Below are 21614 nucleotides of genomic sequence, written 5' to 3' on the forward strand. Positions count from 1 at the left end.
AGCGGCTGTCGACTTACTGACAAGAATGATGGGAAACGCCTCGTTCAGACGAGGGCTTAAACGCAAAACTCGATGCCAAACGGTGAGCGATCTCGGCGGTTCGTGTTTGCGCCTCGGCAACTGAAGCGCGATGCCGGTCATCCTTGAATTCCTGGTACTCGATCGTGACGGTCTCGATCGCTTTGGACGATACGCCGAGATAATGGGCGCAGGCGGCCAGAGCCGGATCGAGCGCGTTCTTGTCAGCGCGAACACCGCCGGGAACAAAGCCAAACTCCCCGCGGGCGGACAGCACAACGAGATGTTTTCCGCTCAGGATGGGCTCAATCGGGAAGTCTCCGCGATTGAGATCAAAGGAAAAGGTCTTGCCGATCCTGGCAACCTGATCGAACCACGCTTTCAAGGATGCCGGCATCCCGTAATTATACATTGGCACACCCATCACGATAATATCGGCCGCGATGACCTCATCGATCAGTTCATCCGATATGGCGAGGTGATCGCCCATCCAGGCTTCACGCTCCTGCGGAAGCGTAAACGCGGCATGGATGAAGCGATGATCAATGAAAGGCGGCGGCGTTTGACCGACATCGCGTGAGACCACTTGCGTATGGGGAGCGACGTTGACAAACGTGCGCTCGAAAAGGGCGGTCAGCTTTCGGGTCAGCGATCGATCCTGGAGTTGCGCGCTCGCGTCGATCTTCAGCAACGTGCTCATGGGCTAGCCTCATCGGTTGGAGACGTATCTTTCTTCGTCTGATCAACGGAATAGTGTTGGCGGCCGCTATTGGCGAAGGGCGATCTCTCATGCATATGATGAATAAGATTCATGAAGAGCGGAGTAAAACGTAATGCGTCGACTGCCGCCGCTACACGCCTTGCGGGCCTTCGAGGCAGCTGCGCGGCATCAGCATTTCGGCCGAGCTGCAGAGGAACTGCACCTCGATCCGACAGCCATCAGCCATCAGGTCCGGAAGCTGGAAGATCTGCTCGGGGTTTCTCTGTTTCACAGGCGCCCCCGTCCTCTGCGGCTTACCGAAGCGGGTGCCAAACTGTTCCCGGTCCTGCGGGACGCGATGGACCGGATGGCAGCGGCAAGCGAAGAGGTCAGACAGGATACACGTCGGCCCTTAGTCATTTCGATGACGATGGCCTTCGCGGCCGAGTGGTTCACGCCTCGCCTGGCTCGGTTGAAATCGGAAACCGAGCTCGACATCACCGTTCATGCCGACAATCGCCCGGTCGACCTCCGTGCCGGAGACGTCGATCTGGCGATCCGGTCTCGGGAACAACGCGGTCTGGACGAGGCGTGGTTCCACCTGTTCGACGATCGCCTGATCGCGGTGGGAACGAAGAGCTTTCTCTCCCAGCACGGGCATCCAAACCGGCCAGAGGATTTGCTGCGGGTTCCGCTTATTCATTATCGCTGGACGTTGGATCACCGCCAATCGCTCGGATGGAAGAGGTGGTTTGCCGAAGCAGGATGCGCGCCAGGCGATCTTTCGTCGGCAGGCGATTTCAGCGAAGAAAGCGTTGCCATTCAGGCCGCCGTCTCTGGTCTTGGCGTGGCGCTGCTGTCGGAGTGTCTGGTCGCAGACCATATCGGACAGGGCGACTTGGTCCGGGTCAGTGAACACAGTCTTGCGATGCCCGCCTTCTGGGCCGTCAGGTTGAAAGACCACAGGCGCGCCAGCGAACTCGATCTGCTGATTTCGCGAATGAAAGCGAGCCTTGGGCCTGACTGACCTTTAAACCTTGCTCTACCAGAACAGACGAAACGTCGAACTACGTCTACGCTATTGCTCTCTCGAGTAATCCATGAACTCGGTTGCTAAGCCGCAGCATTCCCTCGGGTTTTGATGAAGCGTTCCAGCTTACCCAGCGTTTGCAAGCCTAGTTCGACTGCGCCGAATCCCTTCGCCTGTTGAAACTCGGCCTCTGTGCTGAACACCATGCCGAGCGTCACCTTCGTCGCTCCATTCTGATCCTCGAACGAGGCCCAAGCGTCGGCGTGTTTCGGCCCGTTCTCGCCCCATAGCAGTGTATAGCCGATCCGCTCTTCAGGCCGAACCTCGGTATAGAGATGGTGGTTCGGGAACACAGTGCCGTCAGGGGCGATCATATCGAACACCCATTCGCCGTCCGTTCTCAGGTCGATCCTCTTGGTGCGACAGGAAAACCCGTCCGGCCCCCACCATTGCGGCAGCGCCTCAGGATTCATCCAAGTGTTCCAGACAGTGGTTCGCGGTGCCTGGATCACGCGCTGCAGTACCATGGTTCGCTTGGCCGCTCGGGCGAGATTGTCCAGCCCCGCGTCAAAGCCCTGTCGGTAGCCCACCTCCATACCGTCAGCCAGCGAGGAAAGCTGCACCGTCACGACCAGTCGGCTGCGTTCGTCCGTGCCGGAGAAATCAGCCGTCACCAGCGCTGTCGATTGCGTCACTCCTTCAGACGAGACTACTTCGTAATTCACGCTGCGCAGCGCTGGCTGCCACTCAAGCCAGCCACACTCACAGCGGATATTCGGCTGGCCCTCGACCTTGCAGAGCGAGACTTCGCGCCCACCCACTCCGCTGTCGACCTCCAAAAATTCCACAATGACCGAGGGCGTTGGAGCAGACCAGACCGCGCGCGCGGCTGGGGCCGTCCATGTCTGCCACAGCACCGACAATGGCGCGGCCACGTCCCGCTCGAAGGTCAGAGTTGCAAAGCGGCCCTTCGCAGGATCGCGCGCCGCGGCGAGCATCCCATCCGGATTGAAGTTCGATGTCATTCCCTGCGCTCCTTCATCGCTTTCATCGCAAACGCCTCCAGCCGGTCAAGGCGGTCTTCCCATATGGCTCTCTGTTCATCGAGCCATGTCTGAATCGGTTCCATGGCCTCGGGTACGATGGCGCAGGTGCGTACCCGCCCATCCTTGGAGGTGGCGATCAGCCCTGCCTCCTCAAGTACCGAAATGTGCCGCATCACCGTGGGCAGGCGCAGGCCGGTGGGCTCCGACAGGTCCGTGACCCGCGCAGGCCCTTCCGCAAGCCGTGTCAGGATCGATCTACGGGTCGGATCGGCCAGAGCGTGGAAGAGCAGCGAAAGTTCCGGATAATGCTTAGTCATATGGCTAACTATCATCCGCGCGGCTGTTCGCGCAAGAGAAACTTCGTCAACTTGCTAAGTGTTATTGAACTGGCGCACCCCACCCTTGAAGCAGTGGGCGCCTTCCGCGACGAGCGGAGGCGGTCTGCAGCATGTGATCGGTAATTGTAGTCGAGCGCTGTCCCCGCCTAATTGCGGGCGCGAGAACCACGTCTCGCGACACAATAGTGTCCCAGGTGCCAATTTTATGAGGCAAAGAGAAGAGCCGTCTGTTTGCGTCGGCGTCTTATGGCGGGCCGAAGCCGACGAAACAGAGAACTACACCTACGCTATAGCCCTCCAAAAGTGAGTCTCAAACCCCATCCGGCTGCGTCATGCCCAGAAGCCGTAAAGCGTTGCTTTACAGGCAACGTTAGGTCCGATACGCTGCATCCGAATCGATGAACATTCAACGGGCAGCGCGCGATGACGGACGAAGATGACCTTCGGCTGCGGAAGCCAGCCCATCCGGGCGGCTTCGTGAAGCATGAGGTACTGCAACCGCTCGGTCTGTCCGTGACGGAAGCGGCGGATGCGCTGGGCGTCACGCGCCCGGCCCTGTCGGCGCTTCTGAACGAGCGCGCGCACCTGTCACCGGAAATGGCGATCCGGATCGAAAAAGCCTTCGGCGTCTCGATGGAGACGCTGATGCGCATGCAGAACAGCTACGACATTGCGCAGGCCCGCAAGCGGGAAGCGGAGATCAAGGTTGAGCGATACACGGGAATGAATACGAAGGGGCGGGCATGACGGAGCTGAGTTTCAAGGGCAAAGAGTTTGTTTATAACCACCATCTGGCGGTGCCCTTCCGTCCGCTCGTGCCCGATGAAAGCAAGGGCATCGGTCCTGTCGCGCTTGACGGCAACCTCGTCATCCACGGCGACAACCTGCACGCGCTGAAGGCGCTCCTGCCGCTCTACGCGGGCAAGGTGGACTGCATCTTTATCGATCCGCCGTACAACACCGGCAACGAGGGATGGTGCTACGACGATAACGTCAATGCGCCAATGATCCGGGAGTGGCTGGAGTCCAATCCGGTCGGTGTTGAGGACGGCCTACGTCATGACAAATGGTGTGCCATGATGTGGCCGCGCCTTCGGATGCTCCATGAGCTGCTGGCGGACCATGGCGTCATCTTTATAACCATCGATGATAACGAGGCGCACCGCCTCACAAATATTTGCTGCGAAATATTTGGTGAGGGAAATCATGTCGCCACCTTCATCTGGCGGAAAGTGGATAGCCCAAACGATAACAAGGTAGCTATCACACCCGACCATGATTACGTCCTCTGTTTTGCGCGCGATATTGGCTCTGCAAAGTTCAAGAGGATGATCGCCCCGTCCATCCTGAAAGCTTATCCGAACCGAGACGAGAACGGACGCCCCTTTAGAGATCGCCTTCTGAAGAAGAATGGACGGGCGAGTCTCCGCCGTGATCGGCCGACCATGTTCTTCCCGCTTGAAGACCCCGATGGAAATGAGGTTTTCCCCATACATGATAACGGGGAAGAAGCGCGATGGTCGATGGGGAAGAAGGGCATCAAGAAACACAAAGATGCCGGTACATTGATCTGGAAGAGGATCGAAAAGCTCGGACGTGAAGTGTGGGAGCCTTACACCCGCGAGTTTGCGCCCGAAGACGATCCCACGCGGCCGTTTCCAACGATTTGGAGCGACGTGGATACGATGCGGCAGGCCAAGGCCATGCTCAGGAACATATTTGGCACGTCTGATTTGTTCGACACGCCGAAAACCGTGAAGCTTCTGGACAGGATCATCGACATTGCTGCCGATGATGACGCAATTATCCTCGATTCCTTTGCGGGTTCTGCAACAACGGCTCACGCCGTGCTCGAAGCCAACAAGCGCGACGGCGGCAATCGCCGCTTCATTCTCGTGGAAATGGAAGAATATGCCGACAGCCTAACGGCAGAGCGCGTCCGGCGTGTCATCAACGGCTATGATTTCGAGGGCACGCAGCGAACAGAGATGTTGCGGGAGCGGCTGAACTGGCGCGCGCTCAGCAATGCCGGAGAGCTGGCGCACAAGGTCGAAGGTATCGAGAACCTGCACGGCCACGAATACGACCGCATCAAGAAGGAAGTGAAAGACGGTGATCTGATCGTCACCGGCGAAAAGACGGTGGCGGAACGCGCAGAAGGTCTTGGCGGCACCTTCACCTATTGCACCCTCGGCGATCCCGTCGAACTGGACAAGGTGCTGAGCGGCGAAACCCTGCCGCCCTATGCCGGTCTCGGCGCGGCGCTGTTCCATATGGCGACCAATCACGCGCTCGATCCCGCCGCCGTGTGCGAGGATGATTTCTATCTCGGTGCCATGGAAGGCCAGCACGTCTGGCTGATCTACAAGCCCGATCTCGACTGGCTGAAGTCGCCGGAAGCGGCGTTGACGCTGGCGCGCGCCAAGGCATTCGCCGCCTCCGAGCCGGACAAGCGGCACCTAGTCTTCGCCCCGGCGCGGTTCGTGAGCCAGAAGATGCTGGCGGAACAGAACATCCCCGTGGAGTTCGTGCCGCTGCCCTTCGCGCTCTACCGGATAGATCGGAGCTGACGCCGTGTTTCGCCAGCTCGATTATCAGGACCGCGTACTCTCGACACTCGACGCCTATCTGGATCTCGTGAAGGAAAAGAAGGCGCGCGCCGATAAGGTGGCGGCGCTCGCCGCGCAAGACCCGGACCTTGGCCTTGCCATTCCGGATTTCGCGAAAGAGGCTTGGGAAGCGATGAAGGCGGCGGGGAAGCTACCCGCTTCCCGCGCAGCCATTCCGTTCTCGCCGCGCATGGACGGCTGCGAGCGGCCCGTACCCAACGCCGTGCTGAAAGTGCCGACCGGCGGCGGCAAGACATGGCTTGCCGTTTCCGCCGTCTCGCGGGTGATGGGCCGCTATCTCGACCGCAACACCGGCTTCGTCCTGTGGATCGTGCCGAACGAGGCGATTTATACGCAGACGCTCAAGCACCTGAAGGATCGCCAGCACCCCTACCGACAGGCGCTCGACCGCGCGGCGGCGGGGCGCGTGAAGATCATGGAGAAAACCGACCGGCTCGATGCGCGGGACGTGGAAACCAACCTCTGCGTCATGCTGCTGATGCTGCAATCCGCGAACCGCGAGACGCAGGACTCCCTGAAAATGTTTCAGGACCGGGGCGACGTGCACGGCTTCTTCCCACCCGAAGGCGAACAACAGGCGCATCAGGCCGCCATCGACCGCACACCGAACCTCTCCGCCTATACGGGCATGTTCCCCATGGTGAAGGACTCTCTCGGGAACGCCCTTCGGATCATCCGGCCCGTGGTCGTGATGGATGAAGGCCACCGCGCCATTTCCGATCTCGCCTTCGGCACGCTCTACGGATTCAACCCGTGCTTCGTGCTGGAGCTGACGGCCACGCCGCAGGATGTGCAGCCGCGCGGCGGCCGCAATCCGCGCGAAGGCCGCTATGCCAATGTGCTGGTGGAAGTGACGGGGCGCGAGCTGGACCGCGAGGGCATGATAAAGATGCCGCTCAACCTCGATCCCCGGCAGGGCAATGACTGGAAGGCGACGCTGAACGCGGCGCTTGCCAAGCTCAACGCGCTCGATGCCGAAGCCCGGCAACTGCGGGCCGATACGGGCCGCTATATTCGCCCGATCATGCTGATCCAGGTCGAGCGCACGGGCGCGGATCAGCGCGAAAGCGGCCATATCCACGCCGAGGACGTGAAGGACTGGCTTCTGACGGCGGGCTTCGATCAGGCGGAAATCGCGATCAAAACCGCGCAGCAGAACGATCTCAACGATCCGGAAAATCAGGACCTCTTGTCGCCCACCAACCGCGTGCGGGCGATCATCACGAAACAGGCCCTGCAAGAGGGCTGGGATTGCCCCTTCGCCTATGTGCTGTGCAGCCTTGCGGCCAGCGCCAACCTCAAGGCCATGACCCAGCTTGTCGGCCGCATTCTCCGCCAGCCCGGCGCGCTCAAGACGGACGTTGAAGCGCTCGATGAGTGCCACGTCATCACGCATCACGCCGATACCGCGACGGTCGTCGGTGCCATTAAAGACGGCCTCGAACAGGACGGCCTCGGCGATCTGGTCCTGCGCGTGACGCAGAACGACAAGAGCGGGACCGGCAAGACGGCCCGCACGATCAATCGCCGCCCGGCCTTTTCCTCCACGGAAATCTACCTGCCCAAGGTTATGGTGGTGGAAAGCGGTGACGCGCGCGAGTTGGACTACGAGACGGATGTGCTTTCCGCGCTCGACTGGCGGGGCTTCGATCCGCAGGACATCGCGGATCGGGTGCCCGAAAACGCCCAAGCGGCGGAAAGCCAGCTCCAGCGGATCAGGCTTGCCGAGGACGGCGAAGAATTGTTCGTCGGCGAGACGGTGGCCGCCAACGCGGAAATCCTCGTCTTCGATCCGGCGCATGCTGTCCGGATGATTTCCGACATCGTGCCGAATCCCTTCGTCGGCCGCGAGATTGTCGGCGCGACGGTTGCGGCCCTGCGGGCGCGCGGCTTCGATGACGCGAAGCTCGGCCTGCTCGCCAGCCTGATCGTGGAAGAGCTGCGCAAGGGCCTCGATGCCGCGCGGAACGCGCGCGCCGAAGCCCTGTTCAAGGCCGAGGTCGCAGTGGGACGCATCCAGTTCCGCTTGCGGCTCGATGGCCGCAATTGGCGGATGCCTTTCAGCATCGAAACAACGGAACCGGAGAACGCCCGCCAGCTCCTGAACCGCGCGGGCGGCCCGCTCGAAAAGAGCCTGTTCGCGCCGGTCTACGAGAACGAGCTGAACAGCGACGAGCGGGACGTAGCGGTCTATCTCGACGGCGAAAAGACGTTGGCCTGGTGGCACCGCAATGTCGCGCGGACGCAATACGGCATTCAGGGATGGAAGAAGGCCAAAATCTATCCGGATTTCATCTTCGCCGTGCAGCGCGACGGCGAAGCGAAGCGGATCACGGTGCTGGAAACCAAGGGCGACCAACTCGACAACCTCGACACGGCGTACAAGCGCGAGGCGCTGACGTTCCTCTCGGACCATTTCGAATGGGACGAGGCAACGCCGGTCGGCGAGCTGGAACTGGTCAACAACGGCGAGACCGTGGAAGGCACCTTGATCCTGATGAGCGAATGGAAGGCGAAACTGCCCGCGTATCTCTGACGGCGCGGTATTGGGGGGCGTATGGAATTTGATCCGGCATTGTCATTCTCGGACAACCTTGCCCGTTTCCGGGCGGAAGCGGAGCGCATCGATGCCGATTGCGCCCGCATTCTTTTCGACAATCTGGCCCTGCTGGCGCGCGACGATGATGCGACGCGCACCCGTCAGGCCGTTCAGGAGTTCAACCGGGCGGTCCTCGCCGCGCTCGACGGCCTGCCGGAAGGGCCTGCGGCATGAGCCGGTATTTTCTCGCCTCTGCCGCCATTGAGGGATTTCGCGGCATCAATAATGACGGCGATCCCCTCGTGCTGAAGTTCAAGCACGATGCCGTCAATTCCGTCCATGCGCCCAATGGGGTCGGAAAAAGCTCGATCTTCGAAGCGCTGCACTTCGCCCTGCACGGCACGGTGCCGCGCCTGGAAGGGATGCAGGACGCCGAACAGGGTGCCAGCTACATCGTCAACAAGTTCCATCCGGCGCAACAGGCGACGGTCGCTCTTGTTTTCAAGAGCGATGACGGCACGCCCGATGTGTCGATCACCGTCACCCGGACGGCGGCGGGCGGACGGGTCGTCACGTCTCCTTCCGGCCACGCCGATCCGGACAGCTTCCTCGCCGATCTTTGCGAGGATTTCGTGCTGGTCGATTACCCGCGCTTTGCCTCCCTCGTGGACTGCTCGGCCTTGGAGCGCGGGCGCTCCTTCGCCTCGCTGGTCGGCATGAGCCGGTATTCCCAGCTCCGGCAGGCGCTAGACGGGGCCAAGAACACCCGCAACATCAATGGCGATCTTGGGCTGTCCACGCTTGACACCGAAGTGACCGCCGAAAACCGCGCCTTGGGGGCCGTTGAACAGCGCATCCTCGCCGCACATCAGGAAATAACCGGCGCGGCCGGCGGCCAGATGGCGGATACAGCCGCGCTGAAAGCGCAGGTGACGGCCGGACTGGCGGGCATCGCGCTTTTCGCGCCGTTGCTCGCCAACGCCTCGGTGATGGACTTCGATTTTGACGCCGCTGAAAAGATCGTCGATCAGGAAGAAGGCGGCGCGGCGCGGAAAACTCTCGACGGCCTCAACACCGCCGTCACGACGCTCGGCGGCTTACAGGTCTCGGCGGCGGAACTTGCCGAGATCGACGCGCTGGTGACGGCGGCCAAGGCGCGCGACGATGCGATGCGCAAAGTCGGTGCCGCCAGCCTGCACGCCTTGCTGAAAAACGCGCTGTCGGTTGTGAACAGTGCGGACTGGCACGATCCGAAGGTCTGCCCTGTCTGCGAAAAGGCTGGCGACGGGCCGCTTCAAGATCAACTGGAAGTGAAGATCGCGCTTTACGACGAGACCGATCAGCTCGACGCGGAGCTGAAACGGCAGGTGCAGAGTGCGGGATGCGTTGGCAAGCTCCGGCAGCTTGAAGAGCAGGCGCGTCTTGGCGTTGTGGACGCTGATCGCATCGCGCCGGTCCTGACGCTGGCCGCGCGCCAGTCGTCGGTTTCGACGGCGGACCTGGAACGCGCAAAAGATGCGCTTGGCGCGCTCGAAGCGAAGCGGGTTGACGTGCTCACGGCAATCAATGCCGAGATCACGACGCTGCAAGCCGGCTTGCCGCCGTCGCTGGTCGCCGTCACCCGCACCCTTGGGCAGGCCAAGCAATTCCGCGACGCCATGAACGAATACGAGCGGACCCTTCCGGCGCTCGCGGCCAAACGGGCCAAGCTCGCAAAGCTCAATCGCTGGAAGACGTTCATCACGAAGGTAGCCGGGCAGTTCGCAACGGCGGAAAGCGCGCTCGCCAATGCACGCATCACGGATATTCAGGCTAATTGTCAGGAGCTTTTCGGGCATCTGGTGCGCGGCGGTCCGGACGTGCGGCCGACGCTGAACCGGGCGCAGAATACCGAACAGGTAGATTTGAAGCTCGCCGATTTCTTCGGCCTTCCAAACCAAAGCGCGCGGGCGCTCCTGTCGGAGAGCTACCGCAATGCCGTCGCCGCCTCCATCTTCATGGCGGCGGCTACCCGGCAACAGGGCGTGCCGCGCTTCATGGTGTTGGATGATGTGACGTCAAGTTTCGATGCCGGACATCAGTTCAGCCTGATGGATACGATCCGGACGAAATTGCGCTTTGGCGCGGCGAACGGTCTGCCCGGCGGACTTCAATTCATCATCCTCAGCCATGATACGAGCCTTGAGAAGTATTTTGACCGGCTCAATGGCACGACAGAGTGGAATCACCAAAAGCTACAAGGCATGCCGCCCCGTGGGCGGCTAATGATCGCCACGCAACAGGCGGATCGCCTGAAGGCGCAGGCGGAGCAATATCTGAACGCGGGGCAGATAGATATCGGTGAACCATTTGTCCGCCAGTATCTTGAATACAAGCTCGGCCAGATCATCACCCGTTTGGAGGTTCCGGTGCCGCCCGATTACGCGACGCGGGGCGACAAGCGTACCTTGTCCACCTATGTGGACGCGATCACGGCGGCGGTCGCGCTCTATCAGGCGGCGGGGCGCTGCGTCCTCTCCGCTCAACAGGTCGCCGACCTTCAGAACCACCACATGCCTTCTATCATGGCGAACTATGTCAGCCACTATGAGACAGGCGCAGGCAATCCGTTCAACGCCTATGCCTTGCTCGGCGTTCTGCAAAGTGTGGACGCGCTTGCCGATTGTTTCTGTTGGACCGATCCTGCCAACAATCAGCGGAAATATTATCGACGACTTGATCGGCAGTAGTCGCCGAAACTGCTAAAGAAGGCGAAGGGGAGTGGACGATGGCATCCGAACAGCAGTTGTTGGCATTTGATCAGCGTTTCTTGGACCGCCATGCTGGACCGATCATTTCTGATCTTTCGGTCGCCTTGGTCGAACTTGTCGCGAATGCTTGGGATGCCTACGCGACAGAGGTGGACATAACTTGGCCGACAAATGACGGTGCCCGGAAATTCTCGATTAAGGATAACGGTCGCGGCATGACTGCCGCGCAGTTCGAGCAGCGCTGGGGCGTCTTTGATTATAATCGGGTAAAGGCCGAGGGCGAGTATGTCTCACCACCCACAGAACTCCCCGAACTGGCGCCGCGCCGAGTATACGGACGCAATGGTAGAGGGCGGCACGGCGGCTTCGCCTTCTCCAATCCCTATGAAATAATCATAGAGGCCGCCGGCGAAAAAGTAGCCTATCGGGTTTCCAGGGGCGGGCAGCGCCCCTTCGATTGGGAAGTCATTAAGCGTGAACAAAGCACCGGGCACGGTGTGGAAATTCGCGCGGTAGAATCGACGCGGCTACGGCTTAGCGCCGCTGATGTTCGAGAGGTGCTTGGAACACGCTTTCTGACAGACCCGAACTTCAAGGTGTCGGTGGACAGCCAGCCCGTCACTTTCGATGACATTCCCCAGGATTTTTTGCGGGAGAGCTTCGTCGATATCCCCGATATCGGTCGTGCGACAATCCTCATGATCGACTCGCAGCGGGCCGACCGGACAACGCGGCAGCACGGCATCGCTTGGCATGTCAACAACCGGCTGGTCGGTGATTGCGGCTGGCGCGGCACCGACTATGAACGCGTGCTCGACGGGCGGACGAGCGAAGCCAAGCGCTTCACGTTCATCGTCTTTGCCGACTTCTTGGCGGACAGCGATGCCGTGCTGCCAGACTGGTCGGGGTTCCAGCCCAACAATGAAATCTGGAAGAAGACCCAGATCGCCGTGCAGGACAAAATTCGCGAAGAAATTGCTGCGTTCAATTTCGAGCGGCGTTCGGAAGCCAAGGAGGCGGTTCGCGAACGCTATGCTTCGACCGTCGTCAGGATAGCTCCGAGCGCGCGTGAGCGGTGGAACAGCTTTGTCGATCAAGTCATCGATACCTGCCCCGGCATCTCTCCCGAACAGATTGATCAAGTGGCTGGCATTCTTGCTAATTTGGAGGCGTCGTCGTCCCAATACAGCTTGCTGGCGCGACTGCATGGCCTTCAACCAGGCGAGCTGGACCAATTGGACGGCATTCTCGCAGATTGGAGCGTCGCGACCGCTAAGCTGGCGCTAGATGAAATCCAGAATCGACTGAGGCTGATCGGCGAACTGCACGAAAAGCTTCGCGATGAACGCGCCGATGAAGTCCGCGAGCTTCAGCCTCTTATTGAGCGGAGTCTATGGGTATTCGGTCCTGAGTTCGAAAGCATCGAGTTCACGTCCAATCGCGGCATGTCGGAGGTTATCAGACGGTTGCTTGGCGGAACCGCACAGGGCAGCCTGAACCGGCCCGACTTCGTTATTCTACCCGATGGCAGTGTAGGACTGTTTGCCCGCCCCGCATTCGATGAGCAGCACGAAGTTATTGGCGTGGAGCACTTGATTGTTGTCGAGTTGAAGCGGCCCGGCATTCCTATCGGCATGGATCAGAAGAACCAAGCATGGAAGTATGTCGTTGAATTGCAGACTCACGGATTGATTGACGATTCTACGCGTGTGACCTGTTTTGTTCTGGGATCGCGACTAACGCCGCGTGAAGGCGTCCGTGAGGAAGGGCGGACCAAGATTATCCCCATGGCCTATGAAACATTTATCCGACGTGCCGAAACTCGGATGCTTAATCTGTATGCACGGCTTTCCGAGGCACCATTCCTGCGCCAAGCTGGCTTGGATGCCGACAGCTTCGTGAAAGAGCCAATCGCACGTCAAGGTGGTTTCGACGTGTAGTTGAGCTGGCAGGAAAAAAGTTCGGTAACTTAGGGCTCTGCCCTCGGCGCACTTCGAAAGGCTTCCGCCCAGCTTCCTCCGCGTGTGACGCGCTCCGTGCAGCCGGTTCCCCGCGAAGCCTCTCTCCGTTTGCACACCCGGTCTCGGCGACGGCCAGAAGGTCAGGCGCGGCGTTCCGCTTCGCTGACCTTCAGACCCGAGGATCAGAGACATGACCAACGTATCCGACAGCAGCCCCCGCATTTATGTTGCTTGCCTTGCAGCTTACAATAACGGCTTTCTGCATGGAGCTTGGATCGACGCGGATCAGGACCCCGACCAGATCAGGGACGAGATTGCCGCGATGCTTGCCCGTTCCCCTGTCAAGGACGCGGAGGAATATGCCATTCACGACTATGAGGGCTGCGAGGGCGTCGACATCTCGGAGTATGCCGACATCGACAGGGTGGCGCGGATGGCCGCTTTCATCGCAGAGCATGGCGCACTTGGCACGGGCCTGCTGGAGCAGTTCTGCGGCGACATGGACCAAGCCGAATCCACGTTGGAGGATTGCTATCATGGTCAGTTCGCCAGCCTCGCCGACTACATGGAGGAATTGATCACCGAGAGCGTCACAATCCCCGAGGCACTACGCTACTATGTCGATTGGCAGGCGATGGCGCGCGACGCTGAGATTGGCGGCGACCTGTTCACCATCGAAACTGCGGACAGTGAGGTGCATGTGTTTTCCAACAGGTGAAACATGACTGCGTGTTCGTGCTCATACGGGCATGCGTCGCGGAATCACCGGCTGTCGCCAAGCCCAAATACCTAAAATGATCGGGTTAGCCGCTCAAGGTATCTGCTTTGAGCGGCTTCTATATTTCCAGTGATGATTGAACCTCTTCTTGCCGGGCGCTGCCCAGCATCCCGGCTTGGGGAGGTGACGCCATGCTCAGCATCGATTGGCGATCACCGGCGGCATACGGGCACACAAAGCACATCCCTGCCGCTGGTTTCGCTTGGGAATATTTGCGCCGCAACGACGAATATCGTCGGGACTGCCAGACCATCGCATTGACCGGAGGGACGGCCACCCGCGACCTCGAAGAGTTCGCGCATCGCTGGGGTTTGCGATTTCCCGTGCGATCCCGACGCGCCGCATGATCGGCAATCGCCGATCTGGAGTCCGCGCCTTCAACCGCAAGCCGTTATGTTGTCGCCAGTCAATCAGAAGGACGACGATACCGAACCGGTACTGACGTTGGCGCATCTCGACGGCCTCGACATGCGCCGCGCTGCCGATGGCTGGCACGGCATCTGGCAGGCGGACGGCGTCGCGCATCAATTCTGGCTGCCCGAGTCTGTGCCGGACGCTGCTGCGTTTTACGCCGTCACGCTGCCGATGGACGTCTTTCTGGAGCTGCGCGCTCACGCTGTCCGACGATTCTGGCGGTCCCTCAATGGCCGCGCGCCCGGTCCAGATTTCCGGGCCGTTCCCGCCCAGCTCCGGCAATGGCATATCCTGTCCCTGCGCGCGCTCGACGCTCGTCTGAGCGGCGAGAGTTATCGCACCATCGCCGAAATCCTGCTCGGCTTTCGCGGCACCAAGGAGGATTTCGAGAGCGACCCGCGCAAGAACAAGGCCCGCCGCCTAGTTGCGCACGGCATCAAAATGATGCGCGGGGGCTATCGCCTACTGCTCCATTATCCGATCAAGCCCAACAAGCGTTAATCGTGCTGGCGTGGCCCTCACGCCTTGTTGGCTGCCGCCTGCTCCAGAATTCTCCGATAGCCCTCACGCGACAGCCATTGCGCGCGTTCGAGATGGCTTTGCCAGCAACGGCGTGTGCGAGGTTCATCGGCGGCCGCATCACGGTGCAGCACGATCTGCGCGACTTCCTTCCAGTCCGCGCCCTCGGCCTTCGCATCCAGCAAACGCAGATAGGTGACGTAATGCCGTTCGTCATAGACGGTTATGGTGTCGCCAGTCGGCGCTTCGTCATCCACAACGGGATCGAGTTCGACGGGAACCCGCATAGCCATTCCCCTAGGTTCCAGAGAGCCTTGCTTGCGGTGCGCCCCCGCAATTGGCCCCTCTACCTGGTGATCGGGGAGTTAGTAACCGTGACTAGACGGCCCCATGACCTTTAGGCGAGAAGCCCTGGACATACGCCATGGGCTCCCCGACCATAAGGTTCGAGGATGGTGGTGCCGTCACGGTCGGCACCAACCGCTAGTCAGGGGTTACTAAGCCCCAGAGCAGCGCGTCTGCTCCGCTGTCATTCTTAGCCGAACCGCTCGCGATTGTCTTTGCCTATCGGCTAGGCAGGCGGTGAGCCGCTGAAATCCCACACCAATTCGCCGCGCGGCACCCCCTTAAGGGGGTGCCGCCAGCGCATAGGCGCAAATGCGGCACGCTACGCGCCGCCGATCCCTCTCCATGGTTCGCCACAGTCCGCTGCCGCCCCCGGCAGCCCAATCCCGACTGGAGGTGATTTATGCCCAACCCGCTTGCGGGCCTGCCGCCGCGCCTGTTGCGCACCAAGGAAGCCTCGCGCTTCCTCGGCATATCCGTCCGCACCCTTGAGAAACATCGCACCTACGGAACCGGCCCGACCTATCGCAAGGTCGGCGGTCGCGTCCTCTACACCGTCCGCGATCTGGAAGACTGGAGCGCGGGGGGCGAGCGCAAATCTACCCGCGACAAGACCGCCGGCACCGTCTTTCCCGCGCGCCCCCTCACGCCCGAAGAGCGGGGCGACAGCTAGATGCTGCGCGAGGACGATCACGACCCCGCGCAGCCGACCGAGGACAGCGAGCGCAGCCATCTAGACCCCTTCGTTGTCGCAACGGGCGACGCGCCGCCGCGCGACCAGCGCGACTTGATGGAACGGCCGTTTTTCTCACTGGCGAAGACCCCGCGCACCAAGCCGATTCTCTACAGGGCTGCCGACATAGAGGTGCAGGTGTTCGGGATGCCCGAACACGGGATGGCGACCATATGGGACGCCGATGTGCTGATATGGGCGGCCTCGCAGATCGTTGCGGCCGAGAACAACGGCCTCACCACGTCGCGCTTTGTCCGCTTCACCCCCTACCATCTGTTGCGCGCCATCGGGCGGCCGACCGGCAATCACCAATACCGGCTTCTGAAAGCCGCGCTGGCGCGGCTGCAATCGACGGTCATCGCCACCACCATCCGCAACGGCCCGCATTGGCGTCGCCGGCAATTCTCATGGATCAACGAGTGGGAAGAAATGACGACGCGCGCCGGCCGCGTCGAGGGCATGGAGTTCGTCCTGCCCGAATGGTTCTACAACAGCGTCATCGACCGTTCCCTAGTCCTGACCATCGACCCGGCCTATTTCCGGCTGACTGGCGGCATCGAGCGTTGGCTTTATCGCGTTGCCAGAAAGCACGCCGGCCACCAGCGCCACGGCTGGATTTTCGAGGTCGCGCACCTTCACCAGAAATCCGGCAGCGCGGCGCGGCCGTCCGACTTCGCGCTCGACCTGCGCCGCATCGCGGCCCGCCAGCCGCTCCCCGGCTACCTGCTCCAGATCGAGCGGGAAGACGGCCGCGAGCTGCTACGTATCCGCCCCGGGAACTCATCAACAGGCACTGTTGATAACCCTGTTAATGCCATCGGCAGATCAGGCGCACGGGGTATCGGCACATCAGGCGCATCACTATCGGCAGATCAGGCGCACGAACCGCAGCTAACGCTTTGGCCTGAAAAGCGGAATCCGGCCGCTAACTTATCTAACAGAGAATCTAACTCTTTTTCTTTGACGCGCGCGCAGGCGAAGCGTGGTGCCGGTTCTGCCCAAAGGGGCGAGCCATGACAGCCGCCGCGAATGCCGCCCCGCGCCCGCACAGCCCCCAGCACATCCCCGGAGATGAACAATGACCCGCCGCGCTCATCGCAGCGCGCACGGCCGTCCGCTGCCGAACGGCCCCGCGCCCTTCACAACATTGGTCGAGCTGACCTTCGAGAAACGCAAGGTCGAGCACTGGATACGCTTCGGCCGCAAGAGCTACGAACAGATCATCGACCGCCGCCGCAGCGTCGTCGGCTTCGCGCCGGGCAGCGTCTTCGCCTTCGTCCGTTGGGCATCTGGCGAGCACGGCACTGTCGTTTCGCGCATCGACATTGTGCGGGCCATCGGTCGGGGCGAGCCGTTCCAGACATTGCCCTTCGTGCGCCCCGGTGGCGAAATCCTGTTGCGCCTTGATGGCTGGCCGAAGGTGCAACGCGCGCTTGCCGCTATCGACGCCGTGGAATCGCTCGGTCTCGATCCGGCCGATGCCTCGCCGGACCACTGGCGGCACGTCCACAACCGTTTGACCGCCAATCTGGAGCCGCACGCCTACACCCCCGAACGACATTCCGCATGGCTTCATCGCCGTAGGATCGACACATGACGCGCCGCCGCACCCTCACGGTGACGGCGCTCGCCGTCATCGGCATCGCCGCCGCAAGCGCGGTCGAGATGCCGACGAAACTCCTCTGGAACGCCACGGCCAGCGCGCCAGTCGGATTCTATACTGTCGAGCCGGCGGACCGGATCGACGTGCCCGAGCTGGTCGCCTTCATGCCGCCCGAACCGCTCGCCGCCTTCATGGTGGAGCGCGGCTATGTCGCGCGAGGCGTCCCGCTCTTGAAGCGCGTCTTGGGCCTGCCGGGACAGCGGGTTTGCCGCACCGGCCGCACGATCACGGTGAACGGGATCGAGATGGGCGAGGCGCTGGAGCGCGACAGCCTCGGCCGCGATCTGCCCGTCTGGCAGGGCTGCCGCGTCATCGGCGACGGCCAGCTTTTCCTCATGAATTGGGAGGTCCGTGACAGCCTCGACGGCCGTTACTTCGGACCCATCCCCGCAGCTTCCATCATCGGCCGAGCGGTCCCGCTCTGGACCGATGAGGACGGCGTCGGCCGCTACGAGTGGCGCGCGCCGAAGCACTGAAACCACCCCCAAAACCAACCGCAGGAGACTTCCATGGCAGAAATAGGCACCTTCACCCGCACCGAAACCGGCTATGCGGGGGAGCTTCATTCGTTCGGCCTCCACGAAAAGCTGTTCATCGTCCCGGCCAAGCCCAGCGACGTGAAAAACGCGACCGACTATCGCTTGCGCCTCGATAGCGAGGACGGCCCGGACGCCGGCCCCGCATGGAAAGACTCCAGCGAGAACGCTGGCGACTTCGTGTCGATGCGGATGGAGGGACCGATCTTCCCGTTCCCGATCCGCGCCGAGCTGTTCCAGTCCAACGACGATCCATCGGTCTGGACCTTGCGTTGGAAGCACCCCCGGACAGTCGAGGACGAGGAATGACGGCCGCGCGCGTCCGGCCCGCCATCCGGTCCAAGATCGTCATCCCTTTGTTCGCGGAAAAGCCGTCTCATCCCTCCGTCCCGCTCGGCCACCGGACGGCCGGCGCGCGCAGCGAAGGTCAGGGGCGGCCCTCGACCGGCGCTTGCGCCTTGCCCTTGACCGCAGCGAGCACGCTGGCAGGCTGGCGGCGAAGCGGAGACAGGCCGGCATGGCATTATGCCGTCCTGCTGCTGGCGGGGGCGCTTTCCGTCTGCATCGGATCGGGCGTCGCTGTCGCGCAATCCGTGCCGGTCGAACGCCCGGCCGCTGCCCATCCGTATGCGGCGCACATCGCCGAGGCGTCGCAGCGTTTCGCCATCCCCGAGCACTGGATTCGCGCGGTGCTGCGCGCCGAGAGCGCGGGCGACGTGCGCGCGATTTCGTCGGCCGGGGCGATGGGATTGATGCAGGTGATGCCCGACACATGGGCGGGCCTGCGCGTCCGCCATGGCCTCGGCCGCGATCCCTACGACCCGCGCGACAACATCCTCGCAGGCACGGCCTATCTGCGCGAGATGTTCGACCGCTACGGCAATGTCGGCGCGATGCTTGCGGCCTATAACGCCGGCCCCGGCCGCTACGACGAGCACCGCGCGACGGGCCGCCCGCTTCCCGCCGAGACGCGGGCTTATGTCGCCGCGCTCGCCCCCATCCTTGGCGGCGCGGCTTCATCGGATGCGCCGTTGCAACCACCGGCACCGCCGCCCGACTGGCGCGAGGCACCGCTATTCGTCATGCGCCCGGACGACACGCGAGCTGCCGTCGCGCCGCCGTCCGAGGTGCAAACAGGCGACGGCCGCGCTGCCGTTCCGGCGCGCGACCCCGCCCGTGCGGAGCCGCAGGACGGCAGCATTTTCGTGGCGAGCGCCAGCGATGGGAGAACGCCATGAGGGCGGCGTTCCCGCGCTCGGCGGCGCTGGTTTCGGAATCCGGTCGGGCAGGTTTGCGCCCGGCAGGATTCCCGGCAGGAGGGGCAGAAAAGACAGAAAGGGCGGAGGGCAAGATTAAAGAAGACGGCACCATATCGGGCCGCTTCTGGAAATTATTGTTGTCTGCACACTGGTTAGGTGGCCGGTTCCGGCACCATGGTTTTGAGGGGCCGCGTGCCGCGATTTCGCGCAAAGCCTTGGCTTTGCGGGGTTTCGAGCGGCACCATAGGCACAGATCGGCCCGTTTTCGGTGGTTTTGGCCGGAGTCGCGCCCTTGAGCGCCGACGACGAAAACCGCTTCCGTCCGAAGCCCGGTCGCATCCGATCCGATACGCCCAAGGCTGGCAAGACCAAGAGCTTTCTCACGCAGGTCAGGAAGATCACCCGGCGGCATCAGGCGCCAGCCTCCCGCGACTATTCCCCGCCGTCATCATCCCGCCCGTCATCGCCGGGCCGGTCCCGTGCCGTGGTCGCCAGCGGCAAGGGCGTGAAGCGCGGCCGGGGCGCGAGCTTCGTGCGCGCCCGCAACATCTCCGGCCAATGGCATCACCGCCAGCCCGGCAGCCGCCGCGTGATCGTCAAGCAGCGCAGCGTCCGGGCCGCGTGGAAGGGCGGTCGCGCCCGCGCGCATCTGCGCTATGTCCAGCGCGACGGCACGTCACGCGATGGCGAGCGCGGCCAGCTCTATTCGGGCACCGAGGACCGCGCCGATGGCGACGCCTTCCTTGATCGCGCCAAGGACGACCGCCATCAATTCAGGTTCATCGTTTCGCCCGAGGACGGCGCGGAGCTGTCGGACCTCACGGCCTACACTCGCGATTTCATGAAACAGGTGGAAGCCGACCTCGGCACGAAACTCGATTGGGTTGCCGTCAACCACTACAACACCGGCCATCCCCATGTGCATGTCGTCGTCAACGGCCGCGACGACACGGGCGGGGATCTAGTCATCAACGGTGACTATCTTTCCGCCGGCCTGCGCGAGCGCGCCAGCGAGCTTGCCAGTCTCGAACTCGGCCCCGTCACCGAGATCGAGCAGACCCGCAAGCTGTCGGCCGAAATTGACCAAGACCGTTTCACCCGGATCGACAGCGCCATGGCCGAAGAAGCCGATGCCCGTTTCCTCGACCTTCGCCATGAACCGGCAGCGCCTAGACGGCAGTTCGAGCGGACGCTGCGTCTGCGCCGTCTCGGTAAGCTGGAGAAGATGGGGCTGGCGACCGAGCACGCGCCCGGCGTTTGGGAATTGAGCAAGGACACGGAGCCTGCCCTGCGCGAGCTGAGCGAGCGCAGCGACATTATCCGCACCATGCAGAAGGCGCTCGGCCCGCAGGGTGGCGAACGCGATCCCATGAGCTTCCACATCCATGACGGCGCGCCCGAGACGCCCATCGTGGGCTGCGTCGTGGACAAGAATCTGTCCGACGAGCTGGGCGAGAACCTGACCGTTGTGGTGGACGGGATCGACGGCCGCACGCACCACATCGCCGGCATCGCGCCCGAGCGGCTGGAGGACGCCCGCATCGGCAGCGTCATCCAGATCGGCCCGGCCGAGGCGACGGCCCGGCCGTCCGACCGCACCATCACGGCCATTGCAGAGGACGGCATCTATCGGCCGAGCCATCATCTGGAGCAGGCGAAATTCGAGGGCCGCGTTCAGGGCGGCGACTATGAGGGCTATGTCGATGCCCATGTCCGCCGGCTGGAGGCGCTGCGCCGCGCCGGGATCGTGGAGCGGATCGACGCCGACCAATGGCGCATCCCCGACGATATCGAGAGCCGCGCCGCCGCCTATGACGCCAGCCGTGACCGGCAGGCCAGCGTTCGCGTGCTTTCCCCGGTCGGTCTGCAAAGGCAAATCGGTTCGGATGGCGCGACCTGGCTGGACCGGCGATTGGTTCATGGCGAGACGGCCGACCTTGCGCCGACCGGCTTCGGCCAGCAGGTGCGCGAGGCCATGGACCAGCGCCGCGAGCATCACATCGAACAGGGCGACGCCACCCGAGCACGGAACGGCCGTATCTTCTATCGGCGTAGCCTTCTCGCCACCCTGCGCGAGCGTGAGGTGGCCCGCGTCGGCGCGGAGGTGGCCGAGAGAACGGGACTACCGTTCCGTGCTGCCACGGACGGCGATAACGTGAGCGGCAAGTTCACTGGCACCGTGCAGCTATCGAGCGGCAAGTTCGCCGTGGTCGAGAAATCCCATGAGTTCACCCTTGTCCCGTGGCGGCCGGTCATCGACCGCCAGCTCGGCCGCGAGGTCATGGGCGTCGTGCAGGGCGGATCGGTGTCGTGGCAGTTGGGGCGGCAGAGGGGGTTGGATCGATAGTCTTCGGA

The 21614-nt window shown here is 62.4% G+C and carries 21 protein-coding genes and 1 pseudogene; 18 read left to right on the forward strand and 4 right to left on the reverse strand.

Going from position 1 to position 21614, the window contains the following annotated elements:
• Window positions 1–13: 13 nt before the first annotated feature.
• The gene (locus K5845_RS13315; RefSeq protein WP_287959178.1) at window positions 14–718 is read right to left on the reverse strand and encodes an FMN-dependent NADH-azoreductase; all 705 of its coding nucleotides are present in this window, start codon (window positions 716–718) and stop codon (window positions 14–16) included.
• 133 nt (window positions 719–851) lie between these two features.
• Between K5845_RS13315 and K5845_RS13320 the strand changes: the two genes are divergently transcribed.
• The gene (locus K5845_RS13320; protein WP_287959179.1) at window positions 852–1745 is read left to right on the forward strand and encodes a LysR substrate-binding domain-containing protein; all 894 of its coding nucleotides are present in this window, start codon (window positions 852–854) and stop codon (window positions 1743–1745) included.
• Between the two features lie 86 nt (window positions 1746–1831).
• Here K5845_RS13320 and K5845_RS13325 read toward each other — a convergent pair whose 3' ends face one another.
• Window positions 1832–2773 (reverse strand): SRPBCC family protein, encoded by a 942-nt coding sequence (locus tag K5845_RS13325; protein ID WP_287959180.1) that lies wholly within the window; start codon window positions 2771–2773, stop codon window positions 1832–1834.
• The gene (locus K5845_RS13330) at window positions 2770–3111 is read right to left on the reverse strand and encodes an ArsR/SmtB family transcription factor (protein WP_170832390.1); all 342 of its coding nucleotides are present in this window, start codon (window positions 3109–3111) and stop codon (window positions 2770–2772) included. The genes K5845_RS13325 and K5845_RS13330 overlap by 4 nt, the downstream gene beginning before the upstream one ends.
• A gap of 444 nt (window positions 3112–3555) precedes the next feature.
• On the opposite strand from K5845_RS13330, the gene K5845_RS13335 reads away from it, so the two are divergent.
• The 9 genes from K5845_RS13335 (at window position 3556) to K5845_RS13375 (ending at window position 14705) form a co-directional block, all read left to right on the forward strand.
• Window positions 3556–3879 (forward strand): HigA family addiction module antitoxin, encoded by a 324-nt coding sequence (locus K5845_RS13335; RefSeq protein WP_287959181.1) that lies wholly within the window; start codon window positions 3556–3558, stop codon window positions 3877–3879.
• Entirely contained in the window at window positions 3876–5702 is a 1827-nt protein-coding gene (locus K5845_RS13340) for a site-specific DNA-methyltransferase (RefSeq protein WP_287959182.1), read from the forward strand. Before K5845_RS13335 ends, K5845_RS13340 begins: the two co-directional genes overlap by 4 nt.
• Window positions 5703–5706: 4 nt before the next feature.
• On the forward strand, window positions 5707–8298 hold the full coding sequence (locus tag K5845_RS13345; protein ID WP_287959183.1) for a DEAD/DEAH box helicase: 2592 nt from the start codon (window positions 5707–5709) through the stop codon (window positions 8296–8298).
• Between the two features lie 21 nt (window positions 8299–8319).
• Window positions 8320–8535: a hypothetical protein gene (locus tag K5845_RS13350; protein WP_287959184.1), complete on the forward strand. Its 216-nt coding sequence runs from the start codon at window positions 8320–8322 to the stop codon at window positions 8533–8535.
• On the forward strand, window positions 8532–11030 hold the full coding sequence (locus tag K5845_RS13355; protein WP_287959185.1) for an AAA family ATPase: 2499 nt from the start codon (window positions 8532–8534) through the stop codon (window positions 11028–11030). Before K5845_RS13350 ends, K5845_RS13355 begins: the two co-directional genes overlap by 4 nt.
• A 38-nt stretch (window positions 11031–11068) precedes the next feature.
• The gene (locus K5845_RS13360) at window positions 11069–12991 is read left to right on the forward strand and encodes an ATP-binding protein (RefSeq protein WP_287959186.1); all 1923 of its coding nucleotides are present in this window, start codon (window positions 11069–11071) and stop codon (window positions 12989–12991) included.
• 211 nt (window positions 12992–13202) lie between these two features.
• Window positions 13203–13730, forward strand: a complete 528-nt coding sequence (locus K5845_RS13365) for an antirestriction protein ArdA (RefSeq protein ID WP_287959187.1) — start codon at window positions 13203–13205, stop codon at window positions 13728–13730.
• Window positions 13731–13921: 191 nt separating this feature from the next.
• A complete protein-coding gene (locus K5845_RS13370) occupies window positions 13922–14137 on the forward strand; it encodes a transcriptional regulator domain-containing protein (RefSeq protein ID WP_287959188.1) in 216 nt (71 codons plus the stop codon).
• A 46-nt stretch (window positions 14138–14183) separates the two neighbouring features.
• The gene (locus tag K5845_RS13375) at window positions 14184–14705 is read left to right on the forward strand and encodes a DUF2285 domain-containing protein (RefSeq protein ID WP_287959189.1); all 522 of its coding nucleotides are present in this window, start codon (window positions 14184–14186) and stop codon (window positions 14703–14705) included.
• Window positions 14706–14722: 17 nt separating this feature from the next.
• Here K5845_RS13375 and K5845_RS13380 read toward each other — a convergent pair whose 3' ends face one another.
• Window positions 14723–15010: a DNA -binding domain-containing protein gene (locus K5845_RS13380; RefSeq protein WP_287959217.1), complete on the reverse strand. Its 288-nt coding sequence runs from the start codon at window positions 15008–15010 to the stop codon at window positions 14723–14725.
• A 461-nt stretch (window positions 15011–15471) separates the two neighbouring features.
• Between K5845_RS13380 and K5845_RS13385 the strand changes: the two genes are divergently transcribed.
• From K5845_RS13385 to K5845_RS13415, 8 genes and pseudogenes are all read left to right on the forward strand, one after another.
• Window positions 15472–15741, forward strand: a complete 270-nt coding sequence (locus K5845_RS13385) for a helix-turn-helix transcriptional regulator (protein ID WP_287959190.1) — start codon at window positions 15472–15474, stop codon at window positions 15739–15741.
• On the forward strand, window positions 15742–16818 hold the full coding sequence (locus K5845_RS13390) for a replication initiator protein A (protein ID WP_287959191.1): 1077 nt from the start codon (window positions 15742–15744) through the stop codon (window positions 16816–16818). It begins immediately after the preceding gene.
• Window positions 16819–16879: 61 nt separating this feature from the next.
• Window positions 16880–17398: a DUF2840 domain-containing protein gene (locus tag K5845_RS13395; protein WP_287959192.1), complete on the forward strand. Its 519-nt coding sequence runs from the start codon at window positions 16880–16882 to the stop codon at window positions 17396–17398.
• Entirely contained in the window at window positions 17395–17940 is a 546-nt protein-coding gene (locus tag K5845_RS13400; RefSeq protein ID WP_287959193.1) for a S26 family signal peptidase, read from the forward strand. The genes K5845_RS13395 and K5845_RS13400 overlap by 4 nt, the downstream gene beginning before the upstream one ends.
• Window positions 17941–17973: 33 nt before the next feature.
• Window positions 17974–18309, forward strand: a complete 336-nt coding sequence (locus K5845_RS13405) for a DUF736 domain-containing protein (RefSeq protein WP_287959194.1) — start codon at window positions 17974–17976, stop codon at window positions 18307–18309.
• The gene (locus K5845_RS13410) at window positions 18306–19238 is read left to right on the forward strand and encodes a lytic transglycosylase domain-containing protein (protein ID WP_287959195.1); all 933 of its coding nucleotides are present in this window, start codon (window positions 18306–18308) and stop codon (window positions 19236–19238) included. The genes K5845_RS13405 and K5845_RS13410 overlap by 4 nt, the downstream gene beginning before the upstream one ends.
• 610 nt (window positions 19239–19848) lie before the next feature.
• A pseudogene (locus K5845_RS21275) lies at window positions 19849–20205 on the forward strand (relaxase/mobilization nuclease domain-containing protein); the annotation flags it as partial.
• Window positions 20179–21606 (forward strand): DUF3363 domain-containing protein, encoded by a 1428-nt coding sequence (locus tag K5845_RS13415; RefSeq protein WP_502814139.1) that lies wholly within the window; start codon window positions 20179–20181, stop codon window positions 21604–21606. The pseudogene K5845_RS21275 and the gene K5845_RS13415, both read left to right, overlap by 27 nt.
• Window positions 21607–21614: the final 8 nt, after the last annotated feature.

Source organism: Filomicrobium sp. (genome assembly GCF_025698805.1).
Taxonomy (GTDB): Bacteria; Pseudomonadota; Alphaproteobacteria; order Rhizobiales; family Hyphomicrobiaceae; genus Filomicrobium; species Filomicrobium insigne.